Below are 23,027 nucleotides of genomic sequence, written 5' to 3'. Positions count from 1 at the left end.
TGGAGTACCTCCCTATGCTTGCTCAAGCCGCCACGTCTCAGCCCGCCGCCCACCCGGCGCTGGCGCTGGACGAACCCTACCTGCTGGAAATCCTCAACATCAGCAAAGGCTTTCCCGGTGTCGTGGCCCTGGACGATGTGCAACTGCGGGTGCGCCCCGGCACGGTGCTGGCGTTGATGGGCGAGAACGGTGCGGGCAAGTCGACGCTGATGAAGATCATCGCCGGCATCTACCAGCCCGACGCCGGCGAAATTCGCCTGCGTGGCAAGCCGATCACCTTTGAAACGCCGCTGGCCGCGCAAAAGGCCGGGATCGCGATGATCCACCAGGAACTCAACCTGATGCCCCATATGAGCATCGCCGAGAACATCTGGATCGGCCGCGAACAGCTCAACAGCCTGCACATGGTCAACCACCGCGAAATGCACCGTTGCACCGCCGAGTTGCTGGCGCGCCTGCGCATCAACCTCGACCCGGAAGAACAGGTCGGCAACCTGAGCATTGCCGAACGGCAGATGGTCGAGATTGCCAAGGCAGTGTCCTATGACTCCGACATCCTGATCATGGATGAACCCACCTCGGCCATTACCGACAAGGAAGTGGCCCACCTGTTTTCGATCATTGCCGACCTCAAGTCCCAGGGCAAAGGCATCGTCTATATCACCCACAAGATGAACGAAGTGTTCGCCATCGCCGATGAAGTGGCGGTGTTCCGCGACGGCCAATACATCGGCTTGCAACGGGCCGACAGCATGAACAGCGACAGCCTCATCTCGATGATGGTCGGGCGTGAACTGAGCCAGCTGTTTCCGGTGCGCGAAACGCCTATTGGCGAGCTGCTGCTGTCGGTGCGCGACCTGAGCCTGGACGGCGTGTTCAAGGACGTATCGTTCGACCTGCACGCCGGGGAGATCCTCGGTATCGCCGGGCTGATGGGCTCCGGGCGCACCAATGTGGCGGAAACCATTTTTGGCATCACCCCAAGTTCCAGCGGGCAAATCACCCTGGACGGCAAGGCGGTGCGCATTACCGACCCGCATATGGCCATTGAGAAAGGCTTTGCGCTGTTGACCGAGGACCGCAAGCTCAGCGGCCTGTTCCCGTGCCTGTCAGTGCTGGAGAACATGGAGATGGCGGTGCTGCCGCACTATTCGGGCAACGGTTTTATCCAGCAGAAAGCCTTGCGTGCCCTGTGTGAAGACATGTGCAAGAAACTGCGGGTGAAAACCCCGTCCCTGGAGCAATGCATCGACACCTTGTCCGGTGGCAACCAGCAAAAGGCCTTGCTGGCGCGCTGGCTGATGACCAACCCACGCTTGCTGATCCTCGATGAGCCGACGCGTGGTATCGATGTGGGCGCCAAGGCTGAGATCTATCGCTTGATCGCCTTCCTCGCCAGCGAGGGCATGGCGGTGATCATGATTTCTTCCGAACTGCCCGAAGTGCTCGGCATGAGCGACCGGGTGATGGTAATGCACGAAGGTGAACTGATGGGCACCCTGGATCGCGCCGAGGCGACCCAGGAAAAAGTCATGCAGTTGGCTTCCGGGATGACCGCAGTCCACTGATCTACAGAATAAGAAGGTGATGGGTTATGAACGCAATAACAGACAACAAGCCGGCAACCGCACCGGTCAAGAACCGTCGACGCATGCCCACCGAGCTGAGTATCTTCCTGGTGCTGATCGGTATCGGCCTGGTGTTTGAACTGTTTGGCTGGATCGTGCGCGACCAGAGCTTTCTGATGAACTCCCAGCGCCTGGTGCTGATGATTCTGCAGGTGTCGATCATCGGCCTGCTGGCCATCGGTGTGACCCAGGTGATCATCACCACGGGCATCGACTTGTCGTCCGGCTCGGTGCTGGCCTTGTCAGCGATGATCGCCGCCAGCCTGGCGCAGACCTCCGACTTTTCCCGGGCGGTGTTTCCGTCCCTCACCGACTTGCCGGTGTGGATCCCGGTGGCGATGGGTTTGGGCGTGGGGCTTTTAGCGGGCGCGATCAACGGGAGCATTATTGCGGTCACCGGCATTCCGCCGTTTATCGCAACCCTGGGCATGATGGTCTCGGCCCGTGGCCTGGCGCGCTATTACACCGAAGGTCAGCCGGTGAGCATGCTCTCGGACTCCTACACGGCGATCGGCCATGGCGCGATGCCGGTGATTATCTTCCTGGTGGTGGCGGTGATCTTCCACATTGCCCTGCGTTACACCAAGTATGGCAAGTACACCTATGCCATCGGCGGCAACATGCAAGCGGCGCGCACTTCGGGGATCAACGTCAAGCGTCACCTGATCATCGTCTATAGCATCGCCGGTCTCCTGGCGGGCCTGGCCGGCGTGGTGGCCTCGGCACGTGCAGCGACGGGGCAGGCCGGCATGGGCATGTCTTACGAGCTGGACGCGATTGCCGCCGCAGTGATCGGCGGTACCAGCCTGGCCGGTGGAGTAGGGCGCATCACCGGCACGGTGATCGGCGCGCTGATCCTCGGCGTCATGGCCAGCGGGTTTACCTTTGTCGGGGTGGATGCGTATATCCAGGACATCATCAAGGGCCTGATCATCGTGGTGGCGGTGGTGATCGATCAATACCGCAACAAGCGCAAGCTCAAGCGCTGAGTACCTAACCCTGTAGGAGCGAGCTTGCTCGCGAAAGCTGCAAAGATAACGCGGGCTATCTGATTGAGCGCGGTGTCCTTGAGTGCTTCGCGAGCAAGCTCGCTCCTACAACCGTTTGTCTTCTATATAGCTCCACAACACTGAATTTCTTGCTATAAACGCACTCCGATGACCGTTCGCCAAGCCCGTCCTGGTGCTTTTGGGGGTTGATCGGGAAAAAATGCCTGTCTTTTCAGTTGCTGCGCCCTCAAGTCGGCCTTAGACTGCCGCCCCTCGTAAATTGAGTGCCGGGTGGCGCTTGGAATGGATGGCGCCCTTCCGAGACCTGCACAGGTCGGCCGGAACGCTCCCTAATTCGCCTTAATGCACGTATTTTTTATAGAGAAATCAATGACAAAGGAAAAGTTGCTGGCCATGCCGGCGGATGACTACATGAATGCCGAACAGCACGCTTTTTTCGAGAAGTTGCTGCAAGACATGAAGGTGGAGCACCACGAGCGCATTGAGCAGAACCGTATCGCCATTGAGAGCCTGGACACCCCGGCCGACCCGGCTGACGCGGCTTCTGTCGAAGAAGAGCGCACCTGGCTGGTAAACGCCATTGACCGCGACCAGCGCATGCTGCCGCAACTTGAGCGTGCTCTGGAACGCATCAAGGAAGATTCCTTTGGCTGGTGTGACGACAGCGGCGAGCCTATCGGCCTCAAGCGCCTGCTGATCAGTCCTACCACCAAGTACTGCATCGAAGCGCAAGAGCGCCACGAGCAGATCGACAAGCACCAGCGTCAAGCCTGATGCGGTGAAGGGGGCGGCTCTCTAGCTGGCCGCCCTGGATCGGCATTGTTGCTGTTTATGCAATGAAGCTATTCCGTGGATAGCTTTTTCCAACTGGAATAAAGCCGTAGCATGGCCAACATTGTTAGCCAGCTAACTAATGCTGCGGAGAAGCTCCATGCAAAACAAAGTCGATGTGGCCGTAATGATCGGCAGTGGCGTACCCCAAACCCTGCGTGCCCTGGGCCAGCGAGCTTGCTGGGTGGTGTTGCTCAACGGTGAGCAGCGCGGCACTGCATTCGCCAGCCGGGACGAGGCGCAGGAATGCCAGGCTGCCTGGCAAGCGCTATTGCGCAGGGAAGCGTCAGACAGCCTGCATTGATCAAGCGCGGGGAGGCTCATGCAGCAGCGCATTGAGGTCATCCACTGCGGGAGCCCATTCTGCGTCGACCTGCAATTGTTCCCTGAGGAAGTTCGCCTGCTGTTCGCTCCAGAATGGCGCGTCGATGAGTTTTACATCATCGGGCAGTCGATGTTCGGCGGTAAAACGTTCGATGGCTTCCTGGCTGGAATCCAGCCCCAGTTGTTCGAACAGGGTTTCAAGAGTTGGGGTGGTGGTGTCCATAGCGTTCTCCATGCGGGCTTATCGTCATGCATGTGAGGGGCAGGGCACGCCAGAGTTCTATCGGATTGTCAGGTATTGAGCGCGCCGCAATCCACGGCGGTTTTCAGTGCCTTGGCCGCCTCTTTGCCAGCCACGGCCGCTGCGTCGGCGGTTTTGAACCAGCGGTCTTTCTCCACCTGGTGCGCGGTGACCTTGTTCAGCGGTGGTTTGGCTCGCATGATGATGACCGCTTGAAACTCACCGTCTACTTCCCTCGCATCGCCGTGGATAATAAATTCGCCAATATCAAATTCCGTCACGTATGGCTTTCCCTTCAAGGTAACTGCGTTGATGAAACCTGACCCGCGGGGGGCAAACTTCCATGGACAGGCCAGTATGGCAGTTGTTGAGGGGCAGTGGCGCGGTAAAGTCATCCAGGCGACGAAACGATTCCGCCGCCTGAGGCGTATAGCTTGGCTTCAAGGGACTTGGCCAGTTCGCAGGCTTTGATGTGATCGCTGCGAAACCCCTTGATCTTGCCGCTGGGCACTTCAAGAATATGAAAAAAGTTCTTTCCTGCGGGTACAACTTGGTAAAGCACCGAATTGGAGTACCCATTCAGGTTCAGCAGGCAGTAGTATTGCTGTTCGTCGGGACATGGTGAACGAGTGTGGAAAGACGTAGCGTCGTGTTGACGTCGTTGCATGCTCAGCTCCTGTCGATCGATCCGGTTAGCTTGTCTGCGTTGTTTCGGGTGGTTTTCACCCTGGTTGCTGTTCTAGTATTGTCGTCGGTAGTTCGTGACTGGTTCCATGCCCAGATGTTTTTTTGTGTTGGGGTGTCGGAAAACTGCATTTTTAACTGGGTTATTCTCTGAAGTCGGCAGACCCGTATTCTCGGGTCGTTGAACCTGTGATTTGCTGTATCGCGGTTGACTTCCCATGAGGTCCGCCGTTGAGGTTTGTACTAGCCTTACGAGTTCTCTTCAGTTTTTTAATGACTCTGTATCGTGTCGTAACGGCCATTTTTTGTGCTGTTCGCTTTGGCGGCCAGTGCTTTTTTGATGTGGGGGCGTTTCCTTGGCAGTCAGTAATCTGGATATGCACGCGTTATTCGTGCTGGGTGATTTGCGCGCAAAGTTGGTCAAACAGTTTCAATCTCGGTTTGTCTACGTCACTGAACAGACGCCGGAAGGTATTTATATCGCCGAAATCGATACCGAAACGGCGCTGGTCGTGGACGACAAGCCACGTCTGGAACTCAAAGTAGGTGACCATTTTCGCGCAGCGGTATTGCCCAGCCGCGAAGGTGGCAAGTTCGAATTGAGGTTTCGCGATATCAAGTTGACCGTCTACGGCCTCGGCGACTATGCCTTTGTGTCGTCGAACGAAGGCCAGGGTATTGTGTTCAAGGAAGGCCACAGTGTGATGCTGGTATTCGCCGCCCATGAGCAATTGCAGGAAGGGTTGACCAAGACCCTGAAGGCCGTGACTGGCAAAGCCGCCAAATGGCGCAAGGGTGAACTGGTGACCTTCAAGGCCAGCGAGTAGGCGATAAATACGCTGTGCATCTTTGTCTTTTGGAACCTCTACTACAGTTGAGTTGACTTAACTATTCAGAGGCTTCGCGCATTCGCAGCAAAGCCGTTCGCCATGACTGCGAAAACGCGAGGTGCACAGGCATGAAAGGATTGAAGTCACTGCTGGCGGCGGGCCTGACGACCCTGAGTCTGTCATTGCCGGTATCGGCTGCCCAGGCACCGGTGCATTTTGCCGACCTGAACTGGGAAAGCGGCAGCCTGATCACTGAAGTACTGCGTTTTATCGTCGAGAAGGGCTATGACCTGCCCACCGACACCTTGCCTGGTACCACTATTACCCTGGAAACCGCCCTGGCCAAGAATGACATCCAGGTGATCGGCGAGGAATGGGCAGGCCGCAGCCCGGTATGGGTCAAGGCTGAAGCCGAAGGCAAGGTGGCGGGCCTGGGCGATATCGTCAAAGGTGCGACCGAAGGCTGGTGGGTGCCGGAATACGTGATCAAGGGTGACCCCTCCAAAGGGCTAAAACCCCTGGCTCCAGACCTCAAAAGCGTGCAGGACCTGGCGCGCTACAAGGACGTGTTCAAGGACCCTGAATCTCCGGGCAAGGGGCGTTTTCTGAACAGCCCCATTGGCTGGACCTCCGAAGTGGTCAACAAACAGAAGCTCAAGGCTTATGGCCTGGACGACAGCTATGTGAACTTCCGCAGCGGTTCGGGGGCGGCGCTGGATGCGGAGATTGCCTCTTCGATTCGCCGGGGCAAGCCCGTGCTGTTCTATTACTGGTCGCCGACCCCGTTGATGGGGCGCTATAAATTGATCCAGCTGGAAGAACCGCCATTTGATGCAGATGCGTGGAAGACCCTGACTGACGCAGACAATCCGAACCCGAAGCCGACACGCTCATTGGCTTCCAAGCTGAGCATTGGCGTGTCGACGCCGTTCCAGCAGGAACATCCACAGATTGCCCAGTTCTTCGAGAAGGTCGAGTTTCCCATCGAGCCGCTTAACAAAGCCTTGGCGACGATGAGCGAGCACCACACGCCGCCTCGGGAGGTGGCCCAGGCGTTTCTCAAGGAACATCCGCAGGTGTGGAAGGCCTGGTTGACGGAAGATGTGGCGCAGAAGGTCGAGGCGAGCCTCAAGTAACCGGCGGTCTTTGTATCGAGTGAAGATCAAGATGTGGGAGCTGGCTTGCCTGCGATGACTGAGTGTCAGACAACACTTTTTGAAGCTGGCCCACCGCTATCGCAGGCAAGCCAGCTCCCACATGTGACTGTATTCAAGCTTTAGAATTTGGTCTGTACGGCCAGCTCAAAGGTCCTCGGTGATCCCAGATAGTACGCCGGCGACACATGGGCAAACTCGGCATACACCTCGTTAGTCAGGTTACGTACGCGCCCGGTTACCGAGGTATGCGCATCCACCTTATAGCGCAGGAAGGTGCCGAACAGCGTATAGGCCGGTACGGTCTGGGTGTTGGCATTGTCCGCATACACCTGAGCGACATAACGCGCATCCACCCCGCCTTGCCAATTCTCGGCAAAGTCATAGGTCAACCACAGGTTGCCCACGCGCTTGGGCACGTTGGTTGGCGTATTGCCCTTGCGCGACACCACGGCGCCGCTGGCGATTTTCTCGTTGAACTCATCGTACTGCGCGTCCACCCAGGCGAAGTTGCCTTCGGCCAATAGCCTCGGCGTGATGCGCAACGAACTGGCCAGTTCGATGCCCTTGGACGACTGCGCGCCCACCGGGATGCTGCTGGTCGGGTCCAGCGGGTCGGTGACGGCGAAGTCCTTGCGCTCGATCTTGTACGCGGCGACCGTGGCGGAACCGCGGCCTTCCAGGTAATCGAACTTGCTGCCGATTTCCCATTGCTTGCCGGTGGACACGTCGAACACCTGGGTAGTGGTGTTGGGCTGTTCGACGGCGGTGCTGTATTGCACATAGACGTTGGCGGAGGGGATGAACTGATAGGTCAGGCCCACCCGGCCCGTTACCGGCTCCCAACTGCGCTTGAAGTGTCGCGGGTTGGTGGCGGTGATCATACGATGGTTGGTCACGTCCAGATCAATGGCGTCATAGCGCAGGCCGGTCAGCAGCGAGAGCTTATCCGTCAGTCCCAGACGGTTTTCCACGAACAGTGCCTTGGTCGTCACCTGATTGGTCTTGTCCTTGACGAAACCTGGCCGGGTACCGGGAATATCATAGAAGTGCCCCGGGTCGTAGTGGTTTGGGTCTACGGTACTTTTGCCCGGCACGTTCAACGGGCTGTTAGTGGTGCTGTTGATCTTGTACTCAAAACCGCCGGACCAGGTGGTGGCGAGGCCGAAGACGCTCGTGTCATGGCGCAGTTCGAACTGGTTGCCGTCCTGCTCGCCCTGATGCCGCACCTGATAGGCCGTCGAGCGGTTCACCGCGCTGTTGTCGGCGTTGTATTGGTAGGTCTCCAGGTTGCGGTAGTCGCGCTGGCTGTCGAGGTGATAGAGGGTGTTTTTCAGTGTGGTGCTGTCGTTGATCCGGTAGTCGATGATCGAGCGTGCCCAGATCGTACGTTGCTCATAACGGCCGTCGGCAACGTTGTAGTTATTGAAGCGGTTGTGCTTGTCGATCTTCAGCTCACCGGCCTTGGGGTTGAGTACCGGCGTGCCCCAATACGGGCTGTCTTCATGCTCGTCCTGATACTCCAGCGCCAGGGTGTGGGACAGGTTCGGGGTGAGGTCGCTGAGCAGGGAAAACGCCACGCTCCAGGCATCGCGCTGGTCGCGGTCGATGTAGCTGTGATTGGTGTTGCGGCTCACATCCAGGCGGGCGTAGTGCTGCACCTCGGTGCCGGGTTCGGTCAGCGCATGGTTGAGGCCGAACGCCATACCGGCGGTGTCGTAACTGCCATAGCTCAGTTGGCCCTCGATGGCCTGTTCCTCGCGGCTTGCCAGCTTGGTCACGTAGTTCAGCGAGCCACCCACTGAGCCTGCGCCGTTGATCAGGGAGGAGGGGCCGCCTACCAGTTCGACGCGGTCATAGATCCACGCATCCACCGGTCGCGCCAGGCCCGTGGCGACATTGATGCCGTTGAACATCTGGGTGATCTGGCTGCTGGTAAACCCTCGGTACGAGACAAACCCGCCAAACCCAGGCGGCGCGCTGGCGTTGACGCCGGGCAGGGTATTGGCCGCATCGCGGAAGGTCTTGGCGCCGTGGCGCTCGATATCGTTGCGGTTAGCAATGGCCACCGACGCCGGGGTTTCCCGCACGCTCAGGCCCAGGCGCGAGGCCATGCCGCTGGATTGGTCCAGGGCCAGCCCAGGCTCGGCACTTTGCTCGCCGTCAATGGTGGTTGGCGCCAACTCAAGGGCCGAGGCGCAAACAGGCAGGCAGCCGAACAGGCCCGCCAACAGGGGTAAATGTTTCATGGTTGAATCCTGAAAACTTGGCTCGAAAACAACGCACTGCTCCCCGTACTCCTTACGGAAACGAAGCGGTGCAGATCAGAACGCGCAGGGATCAGGCGAAGGCAGGTGGCGCGCGCGGATTAGCCGCAGGCCAGGTGAAGCGGGCGGGAATGTCGGCGGCGAGCACCACCGCTGCGGGTGGCGCATGGGGTTGCGGCAGGACTGCCACATTCAGGTGGGAGTTGAGCGCCGGGCCCATGCCGCCGGTAGAACACAGCGGGCAACCAAACGCCTTCGACAGCGTTGGCAGGCTCTCATCCGTAGAATTGCTGGGCAGGGGCGCCTGGGTACGTGGGTCCACCGTACAGAACTGGCCGCTGATGCCGTTGAGCTGCATCCCCACCATCTGCCCATGACCAATGCTGCAGGCGAACACATTGAACAGGACGCAGCAGTAGAGCGTCCAGGCAATGAGTGAGCGGTCGGCACGGGCGAGTTTCATGGGGCGGCACTTTATCATCAGCGACCGACGAAATGCCTGCAAAAAAACTCAGGGCGGCTATCCTCATTCGCACATTTTTGTGGAGCGCCGACCATGAGCTTTGTGATTGCGCGGTGGATCGTCGGGGTATTTACCTTCATCAGCATGGTGCACCTGTATTGGGCTGCGGGTGGCAAGCTCGGCAGCCTGGCCGCTATCCCGCAACTGCCCGGAGAGTTTGCCAGCGGGCCGCGACCGGCGTTCAAGCCGTCGGCGCTGGGTACTTTTCTGGTGGCGATGGGGCTGGTGGCGATTGCCTTGCTCGTGTGTCTGCGCGCCGGGCTGTATTTCTCGCCGGTGTCCCACGGGGCGTTGCAGTGGGGTATCAGCGCGATTGCCGTGCTGATGTTTGCCCGGGCGATTGGGGATTCGGAGCTGGTGGGGTTTTTCAAGAAAGTCGGCGGGTCGAGGTTTGCTCGCCTGGATACCTATTTCTATTCGCCGTTGTGCCTGGTGTTGGGCGCCGGCTTGCTGGTGGTGGCGTGGAGCTGAGCCTGAGCCCACAGATACCTGGCTGACACCGCGCAATCCAAATGTGGGGGCTGGCTTGCCTGCGATGCAGACACCTCGGTCTACCAGCCAAACCGGGTTGATCCCTTCGCAGGCAAGCCAGCTCCCACCTTCAACCACGCTCGACAGGTAAGCCCGAGCGCCACCAAGCCCCTGTGGCCGCCATTTGATTCACCTCCAAGTATTTCCCAGACAAAAACACACCCCCCGGTTTTATAGCGCTTGACCTTCCCAGTATGGCAAGCCGGATAAAAACCCCACGTGTCGGTTTGTCTTGAAAATTCCAAGGAGGGTGAACGATGTGCACCAAACCAGTAAGCCTCATTACCGGGGCGTTGGCCGTAGCATTGATGCTCGGCGGATGCTCGGACAATGCGACGCCAGCTGCAGCAGCCAAGCCACCCGGCGTGCCGGTCGCCCAGGTGGTGGCGCGTGCGGTGACGCCGTTTGTGGAGTACACCGGTTCGTTGACCGCCATCGACCAGGTTCAATTGCGCCCGCGAGTCAGTGGCTATCTGCAAAGTGTCAGCGTGCCCGAAGGGCAGTTCGTGGCCAAGGGCAGTCCACTGTTTGTGATCGATCCGCGTATGTTCCAGGCGGCAGTGAACGCAGCCAAGGCACGTCTGCGCGAGGCCGAGGCCAATGCGTTGCTGGCCCAGGCCGAGCATGGCCGTGCCGAGCAGTTATATGCCAAGAAGGTGGTGGCACGTGATCGTCTCGACACCGCCGTTGCTTCGTTGAACGCCGGCAGAGCGCAGGTGGAGGCCGCCAGGGCTGCGTTGGATACAGCCCAACTTGACCTGAGTTACACCCGCGTCACCGCGCCTATCAGCGGGCGCATCGACCGCGCATTGGTGACGGAAGGCAACTATGTGACCCGCGGGGAAACACCCCTGACCACGATTGTCTCCATCGACCCCTTGCATGTGTATTTCGATGTGGATGAACGCACCTACCTGCATTCGTTGGCAGCGACGCGGCAACACGCCGGGTCCAAGGGCGAACAAGCCGCCAAGGTCATGGTGGCGATGCTCAACGACACCACCTATGCACGGGCCGGTCGCGTGGATTTTCTGGCCAACTCGGCTGACCGCAAGACCGGCACGGTGCGCGTGCGTGCGGTGGTGGAGAACCCGGATGGGCGCTTGACGCCGGGGCTGTTCGCCAAGGTCAAGCTGGATACCGGCTCGGCGCAACCCCGGGTGTTGATTGCCGACCATTCCATCGGCACCGACCAGGGCCGCCGTTATGTGCTGGTTGTCGGTGAGGGCGACAAGACCGAGTACCGCCCGGTGGAACTGGGCCCGGTGGTCGACGGCCTGCGGGTCATCGAACAGGGCCTGCAACCGGGCGAGCGCATTGTCGTCAAAGGCCTGGTGCGCCCCGGCATGCAGGTAACACCACTGGCTGCCAGCATCGAGGGCAAGCCGCTTGAAGCACCGCTGGCGGTGGGGGGCGTGCAATGAGCTTCCCACGCTTTTTCATTGACCGACCGATCTTCGCCATTGTCCTGTCGGTGTTGATGATGATCGGCGGCATCGTGGCCTTCTTCCATCTACCGTTGAGCGAATATCCCGCCGTCACGCCGCCCACGGTGCAAGTGACGGCGTCGTATCCGGGGGCCAACCCGCAGGTGATTGCCGAGACGGTGGCGGCGCCGCTGGAACAGGTAATCACCGGGGTTGAGGGCATGCTTTACATGACCTCGCAGTCGGCCACCGATGGCCGCATGATCCTGACCGCAACGTTCGCCCAGGGCACCAATGCGGACATGGCCCAGATCCAGGTGCAGAACCGTGTGTCGCGGGCTTTGCCGCGCTTGCCCGAAGAAGTGCAGCGCCTGGGCGTGGTCACGCAGAAAACCTCGCCGGACATCCTCATGGTGGTCCACCTGCTGTCCCCCGACCAACGTTATGACCCGCTCTACATCTCCAACTATGCCTACCTGCAGGTGCGCGATGAGTTGTCGCGCCTGCCGGGGATCAACGATGTGCTGGTGTGGGGCGCGGGTGAATACAGCATGCGCCTGTGGCTCGACCCGGACCTGATCGCCGCCCGTGGCTTGACCGCCGGCGATGTCATCACCGCCGTGCGCGAGCAGAACGTGCAAGTGGCGGCCGGCTCGGTCGGCCAGGCACCGGATTCCACTGCGGCCTTCCAAGTCACGGTCAATACCCTCGGGCGCCTGACGGATGAAGAGCAGTTTGGCGACATCATCATCCGCACCGGCGATAACGGCCAGGTCACGCGCCTGCGTGATGTGGCCCGTATCGAGATGGGCGCCGATGCCTACGCGCTGCGCAGCCTGTTGGACGGCGAACCTGCGGTGGCCTTGCAAATCATCCAGAGCCCGGGGGCGAACGCGCTGGATGTGGCGCAGTCGGTGCGCGATACCATGCAGCGTCTGCAAACCAACTTCCCCGAGGGGTTGGTGTCGCGGATTGCCTATGACCCCACCGTGTTTGTGCGCGCTTCACTGGAGTCGGTGGCCATCACGCTGATGGAAGCGATCCTGCTGGTGGTGATCGTGGTGGTGGTGTTCCTGCGCAATTGGCGCGCGTCGCTGATTCCCTTGATGGCCGTGCCGGTATCGATCATCGGCACCTTTGCGGTCATGCACCTGATGGGCTTCTCCCTCAATACGTTGTCGCTGTTCGGCCTGGTGTTGTCGATCGGCATCGTGGTCGACGATGCAATCGTGGTGGTGGAGAACGTCGAGCGGCATATCGAGAACGGCGAGGAGCCGATGCAGGCTGCGCGACGGGCGATGAGCGAGGTCACCGGCCCTATCATTGCGATCACCTCGGTGCTGGCGGCCGTGTTCATTCCCACCGCGTTTCTCAGTGGCCTGCAAGGCGAGTTCTATCGGCAGTTTGCGCTGACCATCGCGATTTCCACCATCCTCTCGGCGGTCAACTCGTTGACCCTCAGCCCGGCGCTGGCCGGCCTGTTGCTGCGGCCACGGCATGCCGCTGTGGTGCATGACCCGCGCAGCCTGCGTGGTCGTGCCGCACGGCTGTTGGAGGTACTGGGCCGGCCGTTCCAGCGTGCGCCGCAAGCCTATGGCAACACTGTGCGCAAGGTCGTCGGCCGTCGTGGCGTAGCGCTGTTGGCTTACGGCGGTTTGCTCGCATTGACCTGGTTCGGCTTCAACGCGGTACCGGCCGGCTTCGTGCCGATGCAAGACAAGTACTACCTGGTCGGTATCGCCCAACTGCCGAACGCGGCCTCGTTGGAGCGTACCGATGCGGTGGTGCGGCAAATGTCGAAAATCGCCCTGGATGAGCCGGGGGTCGAGAGTGTCGTGGCGTTCCCGGGACTGTCGGTCAACGGCTTCGTCAACGTTCCGAATGCGGCGGTGATGTTCGTCATGCTTGATCCGTTCAAAGAGCGCACCTCGCCGGATATGGCGGCGGTCGCCATCGCCGGGCGTCTGCAGGCCAAGTTTGCGAGCATCCCCGACGGCTTCCTCGGCGTGTTCCCGCCGCCACCGGTGCCGGGGCTCGGGGTAACCGGGGGCTTCAAGCTGCAGGTCGAGGACCGTGGCGGCGTCGGGCTGGAGGCGCTGGTGCAGCAGACCCAGGTACTGATGACCAAAGCCACTGAGTCAGGTCAGGTAGCCGGGCTGATGACCAGCCTGGACGTCAATGCGCCGCAACTGAATGTCGACATCGACCGCACCCAGGTCAAGAGCCAGGGCGTGCGCCTGGCGGATGTGTTCGAGTCGCTGCAGGTCTATCTGGGGTCGCTGTACGTCAACGACTTCAACCGGTTTGGCCGCACCTACAAAGTCACGGCCCAGGCCGACGCGGACCATCGCATGCAGGCCGAAGCCATTGGCCGCCTGCAGGTGCGCAATGCCGCCGGGGACATGCTGCCGTTATCAGCGTTTGTCACGGTCACGCCGAGCTCCGGGCCTGACCGGGTGATTCACTACAACGGCTATCCCTCGGCGGATATCTCTGGCGGCGCGATGCCAGGGGTCAGCTCCGGGCAGGCGGTTGCGCTCATGGAGCGCCTGGCCCAGGAGGTACTGCCCGAGGGCGTGACCTATGAATGGACAGACCTGACCTACCAGCAAAAGCTCGCCGGGTCATCGGCCCTGTTTATTTTCCCGCTGTGTGTGCTGCTGGCTTATCTGATCCTTGCCGCGCAGTACAACAGTTGGCTGCTGCCGTTGGCGGTGTTGCTGATCGTGCCCATGTGCCTGCTCAGCGCAATCCTCGGCGTGTGGCTGGTGGAGGGCGACAACAACGTGTTCGTGCAGATCGGGTTGGTGGTGCTGGTGGGCCTGGCTGCGAAGAACGCCATCCTGATCGTCGAGTTTGCCCGCAGCCTTGAAGCCGAAGGCGCCAGCCCATTGGAAGCGGTGATCCACGCCTGCCAATTGCGCCTGCGCCCTATTTTAATGACGTCCCTGGCGTTTATCGCAGGCGTAGTCCCGTTGGTGTTTGCCAGTGGCGCCGGGGCCGAGATGCGCCATGCCATGGGGGTTGCGGTGTTTGCCGGGATGTTGGGCGTGACGCTGTTCGGTCTGTTCCTGACGCCCGTTTTCTATGTGGTGATGCGCAGCCTGGCGCTGCGCGTGCAGCGTCAGGGGGCGAGTCCGACGGTGCAGCTAAAGGAGAGCGCATCATGAAACAGGCGTATCCAGCTTTTCTGTTGTCGTTGACCCTGCTGGCCGGTTGTGGCTCGGTGGGGCCGGATTATTCCGCGCCAGTGCTGCCCGCTGCGCAGCGGGCGACGAGCTTCGGCGCGCCCATCGCCGGGCTTGGTCCGGGCGAGGTCGAAGTGCAGTGGTGGCAAGTGTTCGACGAGCCGGCATTGAGCCAATTGATCCAACAGGCACTGGCGGCCAACCACGACATCGGCATCGCCGCCGCACGCCTGGACGAAGCCAAGGCGCTGTTGCGCGAAAGCCGCCAAGGCTTCCTGCCCAGCGGCGGCGCCGCCCTGGGCTACGAGCACCGCCAGCGCAGCGAGGTCGAGACTCCCTTCGGCGAGCAGCGCTCTATTGAAACCACCCGTGCGGCGGTGGATGCAGCCTGGGAAATCGACTTGTTTGGGCGCGTGCGTCGCTCGGTGGAGGCGGCCCAGGCCCAGGCGGGGTCGCGTCAGGCGTTGCTGCGCAGCGTGCAAGCGAGCGTCGCGGCGACGGTCGCGGCAACCTGGTTCGAGCTACAAGGGATCGAAGCCGAACAGGCGGTGGTCGCGGATATCAGCCAGAGCCAGCGCGACAGCCTGGGCCTGGTGGGGCAGATGGTCAGCGTCGGCGCCGCCACCGAATTCGACCGGCTGCGTGCCGAGGCCTTGTTGCGTAATGTCGAGGCGGTAGCGCCTGACCTGGAGCGACGTCGCGCCAAGTCAACCAACGCGCTGGCGGTGCTGCTGGGGCAAGCGCCCCAGGGGTTCAAGCCACCGCTGGCCCGGCCTGGGCGTGAAACCTTGAACCTGCGCACGTTGCAGGTGGGAGACCCGGCCGGCTTGCTGGCGCGCCGTGCCGATATTGCCGCGGCCGAACGCACGCTGGCGGCTGCGACCGCGCAGATTGGCGTGGAAACCGCTGGCTTGTATCCGGATATCCAGGTGCAGGGTTCCATCGGTTTGCTGGCCGGAAGTCTCAGCGCCCTGGGCGATGCGGGCATGCAGTCGAACTTTATCGCGCCGGTGATTCGCTGGTCACTGCTGGACACCGGGCGCGTACGAGCGCGGATTGCCGCCAGCGAGGCACGCACCCAGGCGGCATTGATCGCTTATGACCAGACCGTGTTGCGGGCCCTGCAGGAAACCGATGATGCGTTCCAGGCCAACCGTACGGCCGGCAACGCCCTGGGCTTGCGGCTGTTGGAGGCGGCCGCCAACCGTGAGGCAGCCAGCTTTGCGCGCGAGCGGTTTGCGCAAGGCGAGGGCGTGTACCTGGATGTGCTTGAGGCCGAGCGCGCGGACTTCACCAGCCGCCGGGCGTTGACGGCGGCGCGCACGGAACAGCGCTTGGCGGTGGTGGGGATCTATAAGGCGCTGGGTGGTGGGTGGGAGATCTGTGAGAGGGCGGGGCAGGCGTGCAAGGGGGCCACGGTGTTGCGCTAACGTGGACCTGTGGGAGCTGGCTTGCCTGCGAAGGCGGCCCGCCAGCCGACGCCTATCTACCCGACACCCCAACGATCCAACTGTGGGAGCTGGCTTGCTCGCGAAGGCGGCCTGGCAGTCAACACAGCTGGATTGCGTACATATCCATTCCTGCGGTAACGCCCACTTAGGGTTCCGCCCTGACGGCGGCTCACTTTTGAAAAGAGCCCAAAAGTAAGCAAAAGGCTCTTGCCCCACCACTCGGCACCTCGCTTAGGCTCGGTGTGCCCGTAATCCGCCAGTGATTTGGGGGGCCGCCGCCACGCGCCATCCATGGCGCGGGGCGGCTAAACCGGCATCCCTGCCGGTTTACCCCCCAAATCCCTGTCGAATTCCGGCCAGCGTGGTTTAACGGGGCGCTTAAGATCAAAAGCAGATCAAGAGCGGCTCGCTTCGCATCGTGGTTACCGTTGGCAGGCAAGATTTCGCGCCTGGACAGCTCTGCGTCCGTCATACTGGCAAGCATGACTTTCGACTCGCCTCTCGCCGCTTATCAACATGCCATCGCCCAACCAGGTTTCGTCGCCGACGACGCCCAGCGCCGGGCGGTACAAGCCTTGCAAGCCTGTCACGAGGCCTTGCATCAAGGGCGTTCGTCGATTGCCGGCGTTTACCTCTGGGGGCCGGTGGGGCGTGGCAAGACCTGGTTGATGGACCAGTTCTACCAAAGCTTGCGCGTGCCTGCGCGGCGCCAGCATTTTCACCACTTCATGGCGTGGGTGCACCAGCGCTTATTCCAGCTCACGGGGACCCAGGACCCCTTGCAGGCGTTGGCCAGGGAGCTGAGCCAGGCGGTGCGTGTGCTGTGCTTCGATGAGCTGTTTGTAAATGATATCGGTGACGCGATCATTCTCGGCCGCCTGTTCCAAGTGATGTTCGAAGAGGGTGTGGTGATGGTGTGCACGTCCAACCAGCCGCCCGACCAGTTGTATGCCGGTGGCTTCAACCGTGAGCGTTTCCTGCCGGGTATCGACGCGATCAAGCAGCATATGCAGGTGGTGGCCGTGGACGGTGGCGAAGATCATCGCTTGCATCCCGGCGTGGGCATGCAGCGCTATTGGGTGAATCAGCCCGAGGCACTGGCGGCGGTGTTCCGACAGTTGAGCCAAGGCCAAACCGTGACCAGCGGGGTGGTAAGCGTAGGGTACCGCACCATCATGACGGTGCAGGCCAGTGACACCGTGCTTTGGTGTCGCTATGCCGACCTGTGTGAGCAGCCCCTGGCCGCGATGGATTTCATGCTGTTATGTGATCGCTTCCACGCCATCCTGCTAGGAAACGTCCCCAACCTCAGTGCACAGAAACGCCCGGGCCGGATTGCGCGTGGCACTGAGGACAGCGCCGAGCGCGTAGTAGCCGGGGATCGAGAGTTGCCACAGTTGTCGGTGCATGACGACAGCGTACGGCGTTTTATCGCGTTAGTGGACGAATGCTACGACCGCAAAGTGCCACTCTTTATCGACGCCGAGGTGCCGTTGCACAGCCTGTACACCGAAGGCTACCTGGAGTTTCCTTTCCGCCGCACGCTGAGCCGTCTGCAAGAGATGCAGTTGGAACGCTTCGCCACCTAGGAAAAATCGCCGCTCCAAAGCTCTTTGCACGCTTTGATGCGCGCAACCTTCGCATTTTCTGTCAGCGATTTGTCGCTTATCTCCTTCATCTACTGCCGACTCCACGCTTACAATCGCAGCTCTCAAAGGGAAACGATTCCCTGGTTGTCGCTATCGAGGAAGGAAATGGACACCCCAGACATCCTGGTGCTGCAAGCCAGCTATACCAACGCCGTGCACGCCGACGCCATTGGCCTGTTGCTCAACCATTACGCTGAAGATCCGATGGGCGGCGGCCACAGCCTGCCAGCCGATCTCTTGCAGCAGTTGCCAGCCGAACTGGCCAAGCGCCCACACGCGTTCAGTGTGCTGGCGTTCGTCGGGGGGGAGCCAGCGGGATTGGTCAATTGTTTCGAGGGCTTTTCGACCTTCGCCTGCCGGCCCTTGGTCAATGTCCATGATGTGGTGGTGAAAGAGCAGCTTCGGGGGTTGGGGTTGAGCCAGAAGATGCTGCAAAAGGTCGAGGAAATCGCCCGGCAGCGCGGTTGCTGCAAGATTACCCTCGAAGTGCTGGAAGGCAATACTCTGGCGCAGGCGGCGTACCGCAAGTTTGGTTTTGACGACTCAGTGTTTGATCCGGCCCATGGGCGGATGTTGTTCTGGAATAAACCGTTGTAATAAATAACCGGCAAAAAAAAGGCGCCATTAAATGGCGCCCAATAAACCTTTGCCAACGGAGCAGAATGGCGCAGGGTGCTACGGATTAAGTAAGCATTAACTCAGCTGTTCGGTTGCGCCTGTTCAACCGTGTCGGCCTTGACCGACTTGCCATCGGCGCTGGCAACTTGTTGCTCAGCCTTGCCGTGGGTTTTTTCCTGAATGAAGCTGAAGTTGTTGTAGAACTCCTTGGAGCGCTCTGCGCCGCCCTCAGCAAAGGCAGCGGCAGAGGTCAGGGTCATCAGGCTGGCCAGCATCAAGGTCGAGAGTTTCATAGTGGTATCCCCATTAAAGTGATAGGTGTCTGGTCGCTTCGTGATCAGATCATGGGGCGACTATGGCGTTATCTTATTAAGTGGGAATTAACGGGAGATGCCGTTGAAGTTAACAGTTTTGTTAACTTCAATGTGCGAGGCTATAACTTCCAATCCAACGCCAGCGTGACGGAACGCGGCTCGCCCCAATACACCCCGTTATAAAAACCCACGCGCTCGTAATATTTCTTATCAAAGAGATTATTCACGTTGACCGACGCCGAAACCTGTTCGTCGAACTGGTAGCGCGACATCAGGTTGACCACGGTGTAGCCCTGTTGCGTGATTTTCGCCCGGGTGGTTATTGGCCGGCCTTCGCTGTTGCGCTGCCCGGTCGGGCGGTTGCTGAAGTCGTAGGTTTCGCTCTGCCAGTTCACGGCGCCGCCCACCGTCAGTTTGCGCCAGGCGCCCGGCAGGCGATAGGCGCTGGAGATCTTCACCAGGTTCAAGGGTTGGCTGGTGTTGTTGCGTTTGTCAGAGCCATTGACCGAATGGGTGTAGGTGTAGCCGGCGGACAGGTTCCAGTCCGGCGTGATTTCACCGGCGGCTTCCAGCTCGAAGCCGTTGACCTTGTTACCTTTGCCGCCGGATTTGTAGTACTCCTCTCCCGTGACTGGGTTGGGCGGGACTGAGTCATCCCGCTCGGCGACGTTGTCCTGGGTACTCCAGAAGTACGCGGCGGCCAGGTTCAAACGCTCGTTCAGCACACTGCCCTTGAGGCCCACTTCGTAGTTAATGCCGACCACGGGCTCCAGGTACTTCTTGTTGGCATCACGGTAGTCCTGGGGTTTGAAGATGTCGGTATAGCTGGCGTAGACGGTGTACTGCGGCGTGATGTCGTAGAGCAGGCCGGCGTAGGGCGTCCACATATCATTGTGGGTCTGGCTGGTTTTGCCCGAAGCGGTCAGTTGGTCGTTGGCATCGTATTTGGGCTCTGCGCTTTCCAGCTCCCAACTGCCGTAACGGCTGCCCAGTACGGCGTGCAAGCGGTCCGTGAGGCTCAGCCTTGTGGCCAGGTAACCGGCTTTCTGTTGTTTCTTGCTGTGCTCGCCTTTCAGATCGGTCACCTGGTCGGTGAACTTGCTGATGCCGCCCATGTGCTTCCAGTCCTGAATGGGGTAGTAGCTGGCTGGCAGGTCGCTGCGCATGAAGGGCGAGACATCCCGTTGTGCGGCTTCGCCATAGCCCATCATCAGCGCGTGTTCGCGGCCCAGCAGCGTGTAGCTGCCGGCCAGGTTGAGGTCGATGGCCTCCATGCGCGAAGTGCCGCGCATATGGCTGGCCCAAGCCGTCATGCCGCTGCGGTCGGGGTTGGGGAAACCGGCGCCGCCGTAATACACCTTGCCATCGGTGTCGCTCTGGCGATGGGTATAGGCGGCCTTCAGGTGCCAGTCGCCGCCGAGCCGATGGTCGAGGGTGGCGAAGGTGGTCTTGTCGGTCAGCGGCCAGGAACTCCAGTGCGCCGCCATGTTGGTGGAGCGGGGTAGCCTGGCCTTGCCGCCCTGGCTGTTCCAGTAGGGCACGGTGCCCCAAGACGTGCCTTGCACCTGTTTGTCCTGGTAATCAAAGCCTGCGGCCAGCACGGTATCGTCGGAAAGGTCAGCCTCGAGAATGCCGTAGCCCACCGCCCGCTGCAGCCCATAGTTGTCACGAAAAGACTTGCTGTCGCGGTAAGCCAGCACGCTACGCCCGCGCAGTTTGCCGTCGAACGCCAGCGGGCCGCCCACGTCAACGTAGCTGTAGTAGTTGTCATGGCTGGCGCCACTGATGCCGGTCTTGGCCTGCCACTGGGCGGTAGGGCGCTTGCGCACCATGTTGACGGTGGCCGAAGGGTCGCCTGCGCCCGTGGTCAGGCCCGTCGCGCCGCGCACTACTTCGATGCGGTCGTAGATGATGGTGTCGGCGTCGGTCTTCATGTAGCCGAAAGTGTTGAGCATCCCGTCAACCTGGAAGTTGCTGATGCCATAGCCTCGGGCGGAGTAGTAGACACGATCGGAGTCGTAATGCTGAACGTTGACGCCCGTGGTCTGGCGCAACACATCCGTCAGGGTATTGAGATTGAAGTCGTCCATCTGCTGGCGTGTGATCACCGAGATCGATTGCGGGGTTTCCTTGACGGAGAGGTTCAGCCGCGTGGCGGTGCTCATCGAGCCAGTAGTGTAGGCGCCGGTGTGCTCGGTGGTGGCGCCCAGGCCGTCGGCGCTGATAGTGGTCGCGCCCAGTTCCAGGGCTTTGGCGGGGGCTGTATCGGGGTCGGTGTCGGCCCGCGAATCCGGGCTCAGCGCCAGGCTGAACAGGCCGAGGGTGAAGGTCATGGAACGGGTGAAGGGCGCAAACATCGCTGCAGACTCCTTGTCGTCTTTGATACCTCCCCAGGCGGGGAGGGCTTGGTTCAAAGACGAAAGGAACTGCGGAACTTTAGGCTCAAACGAGAATGATTGTTATCTTTCTGTTACAAGGCCCTGGCTTACTTGGCCACCACTTCGGCGCCGTCGGCCTTCTTGGGCTTGATCAGGCTGAAGTCGATCAGTGCCTTCTGCTTGGTCTCGTAAGGGTTGCCGATCAACAGGGGGCGTGGCTTGAAGCTGTCGCTCACCAGGCTCTTGCTGTGGTCCAGCTCATCGAAACTCAAGCCTGCCATGTCGGCCCAGGTGTGGATCAACTGCGAACTGCTGTAAGGCCGCTGCAAGTCGCCGGCGAAGCTCCAGTCGTGACTTTCGCGCCATTTTGGCGAGGCGTAGGCCATGAACGGGATGGTGTACATCGGCGCGGTCGGCTTGCCTTCGTTACGGCCCAAAGTGTCGTGGCCGGCCGAGTCGAACACGTCTTCGCCGTGGTCCGAGAGGTACAGCAAAAAGCCGTTGGGGTCGGTCTTTGCGTAGTCCTTGATCAGGCTGGAGACTACGAAGTCGTTGTACAGCACCGCGTTGTCATAGCTGTTGTAGGTCGGCAACTGCGCATCGCTGACACCCGCCGGCACGCCCTGGCGGTCGGTGAACTTGTCGAAGGTCTGCGGGTAGCGGTACTGGTAGCTCATGTGGGTGCCCAGCAAGTGCACCACGATGAACTTGCGTTCGGCGGTATCGGCCAGGGCCTTGGAAAACGGCGCCAGTACATCGCCGTCGTACTGACGGGCGTTCTGGTTGCGGTTGTTGTTCAGGTACACCTGCTCGTCGGCCTGTTCGGAAAAGGTCGTGAGCATGGTGTTGCGTTTGGTCATGGTCTGCTGGTTGGTGATCCAGAAGGTCTTGTAGCCAGCCTGTTTCATCACGCTGACAATCGACGGTGTCTTGAGGTACAGGTCCGGGTTTTCTTCGTCAGCGAAGGTCAGCACCTGTTGCAGCGCTTCAATGGTGTAGGGGCGCGGGGTGATGACGTTATCGAACACGGCCAGTTGGTCGCGCAGCTTGTCCAGCTCCGGCGTGGTGTTGCGCGGGTAGCCGTAGAGGCTCATGCGCTGGCGGTTGGTCGACTCGCCGATGACCAAGACAAGTGTGGACGGCTGGCCGGCCATGCTGTCCTTGAGGTTGTTCAAGGGCGGGATCTTGCTTGCACTGGTGAGCATGCCTTGCATGTTGTCCAACTGCTCGGTGTAGCGACGATAGGCGACGATCATCTGCCAAGGCACGGCAGGCTCGATGCGGGTTTCGAAACGGTCGATGGCCAATTCCATGGTTTCGCTGGTGGCGATCTGCTTGACCAGTGGGTAGCCCACCACCGCCAGGACGATGGCAATGGCTGCCACGATGGACTGGCCGCGAGGCAGATACACCGGGCGCAAGCGCGTCCACAGGAAGATGGCGAAGGCGGTGTGGGCAATGAACGCCAGCACGATCCACCAGGCAAAGTATTGGGTGGCGTATTCGCCGGCTTCAGAGATGTTCGACTCGAACATGATGAAGATGACGCTCTGGGAGAATTCCTGCTGGTAAATGAAGAAATAACCCAGGCTCGCCATGGAGCAAGCCCACAGCACCACGCCGATCAAGGCGGCGAGCAGGCGCGTACGACGCGGGAACAGCAGCATCGGCGCCAGCCACAGCGCACTCATAAAGAAGGCCTGGCGGAAGCCACTGAAGCCGGAGGTGCCGGTCAGCTGGATAAGAAGTTGGGTAATACCCGAGAAATACCAGAAAAACAGGAATAACCAGCCAAGGCCGGCCCAATCAAAGCCTTTCGCAGTCGTCGTGCTGCGTTTGAACATCGCCATCCAGCGCCCCATCAGAAAAAGATTGTCGCGCGCAGGCGCGCAACATCGGGCCGCCCAGGAAGTGAGCGGCATCGCGGAACGGGAGTATCAAGAGGGGAATGTGAAAACTTTGTGAGTTTTCTGTAGGTA

20 protein-coding genes are annotated in these 23,027 nt (G+C 60.5%); 12 read left to right on the top strand and 8 right to left on the bottom strand.

Annotation, left to right across the window (positions count from 1 at the left end; translation table 11 throughout):
- Positions 1-14: 14 nt before the first annotated feature.
- From GIV26_RS01765 to GIV26_RS01750, 4 genes are all read left to right on the top strand, one after another.
- Positions 15-1,568: a sugar ABC transporter ATP-binding protein gene (locus GIV26_RS01765; protein WP_034125691.1), complete on the top strand. Its 1,554-nt coding sequence runs from the start codon at positions 15-17 to the stop codon at positions 1,566-1,568.
- Between the two features lie 26 nt (positions 1,569-1,594).
- The gene (locus GIV26_RS01760) at positions 1,595-2,617 is read left to right on the top strand and encodes an ABC transporter permease (RefSeq protein ID WP_003191668.1); all 1,023 of its coding nucleotides are present in this window, start codon (positions 1,595-1,597) and stop codon (positions 2,615-2,617) included.
- Positions 2,618-3,007: 390 nt separating this feature from the next.
- On the top strand, positions 3,008-3,412 hold the full coding sequence (locus GIV26_RS01755) for a TraR/DksA family transcriptional regulator (protein WP_003191666.1): 405 nt from the start codon (positions 3,008-3,010) through the stop codon (positions 3,410-3,412).
- A 157-nt stretch (positions 3,413-3,569) separates the two neighbouring features.
- Complete coding sequence (locus GIV26_RS01750) at positions 3,570-3,773, top strand: hypothetical protein (RefSeq protein WP_034125690.1); 204 nt, start codon at positions 3,570-3,572, stop codon at positions 3,771-3,773.
- Here GIV26_RS01750 and GIV26_RS01745 read toward each other — a convergent pair whose 3' ends face one another.
- The 3 genes from GIV26_RS01745 to GIV26_RS01735 form a co-directional block, all read right to left on the bottom strand.
- Positions 3,774-4,016: a DUF2789 domain-containing protein gene (locus GIV26_RS01745; RefSeq protein ID WP_034125689.1), complete on the bottom strand. Its 243-nt coding sequence runs from the start codon at positions 4,014-4,016 to the stop codon at positions 3,774-3,776. It lies immediately after the preceding gene.
- Positions 4,017-4,084: 68 nt separating this feature from the next.
- A complete protein-coding gene (locus GIV26_RS01740) occupies positions 4,085-4,315 on the bottom strand; it encodes a hypothetical protein (protein WP_034125688.1) in 231 nt (76 codons plus the stop codon).
- A 110-nt stretch (positions 4,316-4,425) separates the two neighbouring features.
- Complete coding sequence (locus GIV26_RS01735; protein WP_032872432.1) at positions 4,426-4,701, bottom strand: hypothetical protein; 276 nt, start codon at positions 4,699-4,701, stop codon at positions 4,426-4,428.
- Between the two features lie 394 nt (positions 4,702-5,095).
- Here GIV26_RS01735 and GIV26_RS01730 point away from each other — a divergent pair, with 394 nt between their 5' ends.
- Positions 5,096-5,545, top strand: coding sequence for a hypothetical protein (locus tag GIV26_RS01730; protein ID WP_052199932.1), 450 nt, complete (start codon positions 5,096-5,098; stop codon positions 5,543-5,545).
- 131 nt (positions 5,546-5,676) lie between these two features.
- Positions 5,677-6,684, top strand: a complete 1,008-nt coding sequence (locus tag GIV26_RS01725) for an ABC transporter substrate-binding protein (RefSeq protein WP_236279368.1) — start codon at positions 5,677-5,679, stop codon at positions 6,682-6,684.
- Between the two features lie 140 nt (positions 6,685-6,824).
- On the opposite strand, the gene GIV26_RS01720 is transcribed toward GIV26_RS01725, so the two are convergent.
- Together GIV26_RS01720 and GIV26_RS01715 are read right to left on the bottom strand one after the other, a co-directional pair.
- Positions 6,825-8,951, bottom strand: a complete 2,127-nt coding sequence (locus GIV26_RS01720; RefSeq protein ID WP_236279367.1) for a TonB-dependent receptor — start codon at positions 8,949-8,951, stop codon at positions 6,825-6,827.
- 91 nt (positions 8,952-9,042) lie between these two features.
- A complete protein-coding gene (locus GIV26_RS01715; RefSeq protein ID WP_034125684.1) occupies positions 9,043-9,432 on the bottom strand; it encodes a DUF2946 domain-containing protein in 390 nt (129 codons plus the stop codon).
- Positions 9,433-9,525: 93 nt separating this feature from the next.
- Between GIV26_RS01715 and GIV26_RS01710 the strand changes: the two genes are divergently transcribed.
- The 6 genes from GIV26_RS01710 (at position 9,526) to GIV26_RS01685 (ending at position 18,335) form a co-directional block, all read left to right on the top strand.
- Positions 9,526-9,963, top strand: coding sequence for a DUF3995 domain-containing protein (locus GIV26_RS01710; protein ID WP_034125683.1), 438 nt, complete (start codon positions 9,526-9,528; stop codon positions 9,961-9,963).
- A 317-nt stretch (positions 9,964-10,280) separates the two neighbouring features.
- On the top strand, positions 10,281-11,447 hold the full coding sequence (locus GIV26_RS01705) for an efflux RND transporter periplasmic adaptor subunit (RefSeq protein WP_236279366.1): 1,167 nt from the start codon (positions 10,281-10,283) through the stop codon (positions 11,445-11,447).
- Positions 11,444-14,620: an efflux RND transporter permease subunit gene (locus GIV26_RS01700; RefSeq protein ID WP_034125681.1), complete on the top strand. Its 3,177-nt coding sequence runs from the start codon at positions 11,444-11,446 to the stop codon at positions 14,618-14,620. Before GIV26_RS01705 ends, GIV26_RS01700 begins: the two co-directional genes overlap by 4 nt.
- Complete coding sequence (locus tag GIV26_RS01695) at positions 14,617-16,068, top strand: efflux transporter outer membrane subunit (RefSeq protein ID WP_032901662.1); 1,452 nt, start codon at positions 14,617-14,619, stop codon at positions 16,066-16,068. The genes GIV26_RS01700 and GIV26_RS01695 overlap by 4 nt, the downstream gene beginning before the upstream one ends.
- 503 nt (positions 16,069-16,571) lie before the next feature.
- Positions 16,572-17,678 carry a cell division protein ZapE gene (gene zapE, locus GIV26_RS01690; RefSeq protein WP_236279365.1) on the top strand — a complete coding sequence of 369 codons (1,107 nt, stop codon included), beginning with the start codon at positions 16,572-16,574 and terminating at the stop codon, positions 17,676-17,678.
- 165 nt (positions 17,679-17,843) lie between these two features.
- Complete coding sequence (locus GIV26_RS01685) at positions 17,844-18,335, top strand: GNAT family N-acetyltransferase (protein ID WP_236279364.1); 492 nt, start codon at positions 17,844-17,846, stop codon at positions 18,333-18,335.
- Positions 18,336-18,436: 101 nt separating this feature from the next.
- On the opposite strand, the gene GIV26_RS01680 is transcribed toward GIV26_RS01685, so the two are convergent.
- From GIV26_RS01680 to GIV26_RS01670, 3 genes are all read right to left on the bottom strand, one after another.
- On the bottom strand, positions 18,437-18,649 hold the full coding sequence (locus GIV26_RS01680) for a hypothetical protein (protein WP_034127722.1): 213 nt from the start codon (positions 18,647-18,649) through the stop codon (positions 18,437-18,439).
- Positions 18,650-18,789: 140 nt separating this feature from the next.
- Positions 18,790-21,027 carry a TonB-dependent siderophore receptor gene (locus GIV26_RS01675; RefSeq protein WP_236279363.1) on the bottom strand — a complete coding sequence of 746 codons (2,238 nt, stop codon included), beginning with the start codon at positions 21,025-21,027 and terminating at the stop codon, positions 18,790-18,792.
- Between the two features lie 128 nt (positions 21,028-21,155).
- A complete protein-coding gene (locus GIV26_RS01670) occupies positions 21,156-22,898 on the bottom strand; it encodes a phosphoethanolamine transferase CptA (RefSeq protein ID WP_032892095.1) in 1,743 nt (580 codons plus the stop codon).
- Between the last annotated feature and the right edge of the window lie 129 nt (positions 22,899-23,027).

The sequence above is a fragment of the Pseudomonas sp. PA-1-3F genome (assembly GCF_021609665.1).
GTDB lineage: Bacteria > Pseudomonadota > Gammaproteobacteria > Pseudomonadales > Pseudomonadaceae > Aquipseudomonas > Aquipseudomonas paracarnis.
Note: the sequence above shows the minus strand (reverse complement) of the source record. Positions and strands in the feature narration are given on the sequence as shown.

Excerpts from the sequence above, each read along its gene's own strand:
- zapE (WP_236279365.1), top strand. The coding sequence starts at position 16,572 with ATGACTTTCGACTCGCCTCTCGCCGCTTATCAACATGCCATCGCCCAA.
- GIV26_RS01765 (WP_034125691.1), top strand. The coding sequence starts at position 15 with ATGCTTGCTCAAGCCGCCACGTCTCAGCCCGCCGCCCACCCGGCGCTG.
- GIV26_RS01680 (WP_034127722.1), bottom strand. The coding sequence starts at position 18,649 with ATGAAACTCTCGACCTTGATGCTGGCCAGCCTGATGACCCTGACCTCT.
- GIV26_RS01735 (WP_032872432.1), bottom strand. The coding sequence starts at position 4,701 with ATGCAACGACGTCAACACGACGCTACGTCTTTCCACACTCGTTCACCA.
- GIV26_RS01750 (WP_034125690.1), top strand. The coding sequence starts at position 3,570 with ATGCAAAACAAAGTCGATGTGGCCGTAATGATCGGCAGTGGCGTACCC.
- GIV26_RS01670 (WP_032892095.1), bottom strand. The coding sequence starts at position 22,898 with ATGGCGATGTTCAAACGCAGCACGACGACTGCGAAAGGCTTTGATTGG.
- GIV26_RS01720 (WP_236279367.1), bottom strand. The coding sequence starts at position 8,951 with ATGAAACATTTACCCCTGTTGGCGGGCCTGTTCGGCTGCCTGCCTGTT.
- GIV26_RS01675 (WP_236279363.1), bottom strand. The coding sequence starts at position 21,027 with ATGTTTGCGCCCTTCACCCGTTCCATGACCTTCACCCTCGGCCTGTTC.
- GIV26_RS01685 (WP_236279364.1), top strand. The coding sequence starts at position 17,844 with ATGGACACCCCAGACATCCTGGTGCTGCAAGCCAGCTATACCAACGCC.
- GIV26_RS01725 (WP_236279368.1), top strand. The coding sequence starts at position 5,677 with ATGAAAGGATTGAAGTCACTGCTGGCGGCGGGCCTGACGACCCTGAGT.
- GIV26_RS01705 (WP_236279366.1), top strand. The coding sequence starts at position 10,281 with ATGTGCACCAAACCAGTAAGCCTCATTACCGGGGCGTTGGCCGTAGCA.
- GIV26_RS01760 (WP_003191668.1), top strand. The coding sequence starts at position 1,595 with ATGAACGCAATAACAGACAACAAGCCGGCAACCGCACCGGTCAAGAAC.
- GIV26_RS01745 (WP_034125689.1), bottom strand. The coding sequence starts at position 4,016 with ATGGACACCACCACCCCAACTCTTGAAACCCTGTTCGAACAACTGGGG.
- GIV26_RS01755 (WP_003191666.1), top strand. The coding sequence starts at position 3,008 with ATGACAAAGGAAAAGTTGCTGGCCATGCCGGCGGATGACTACATGAAT.
- GIV26_RS01710 (WP_034125683.1), top strand. The coding sequence starts at position 9,526 with ATGAGCTTTGTGATTGCGCGGTGGATCGTCGGGGTATTTACCTTCATC.
- GIV26_RS01715 (WP_034125684.1), bottom strand. The coding sequence starts at position 9,432 with ATGAAACTCGCCCGTGCCGACCGCTCACTCATTGCCTGGACGCTCTAC.
- GIV26_RS01730 (WP_052199932.1), top strand. The coding sequence starts at position 5,096 with ATGCACGCGTTATTCGTGCTGGGTGATTTGCGCGCAAAGTTGGTCAAA.
- GIV26_RS01700 (WP_034125681.1), top strand. The coding sequence starts at position 11,444 with ATGAGCTTCCCACGCTTTTTCATTGACCGACCGATCTTCGCCATTGTC.
- GIV26_RS01695 (WP_032901662.1), top strand. The coding sequence starts at position 14,617 with ATGAAACAGGCGTATCCAGCTTTTCTGTTGTCGTTGACCCTGCTGGCC.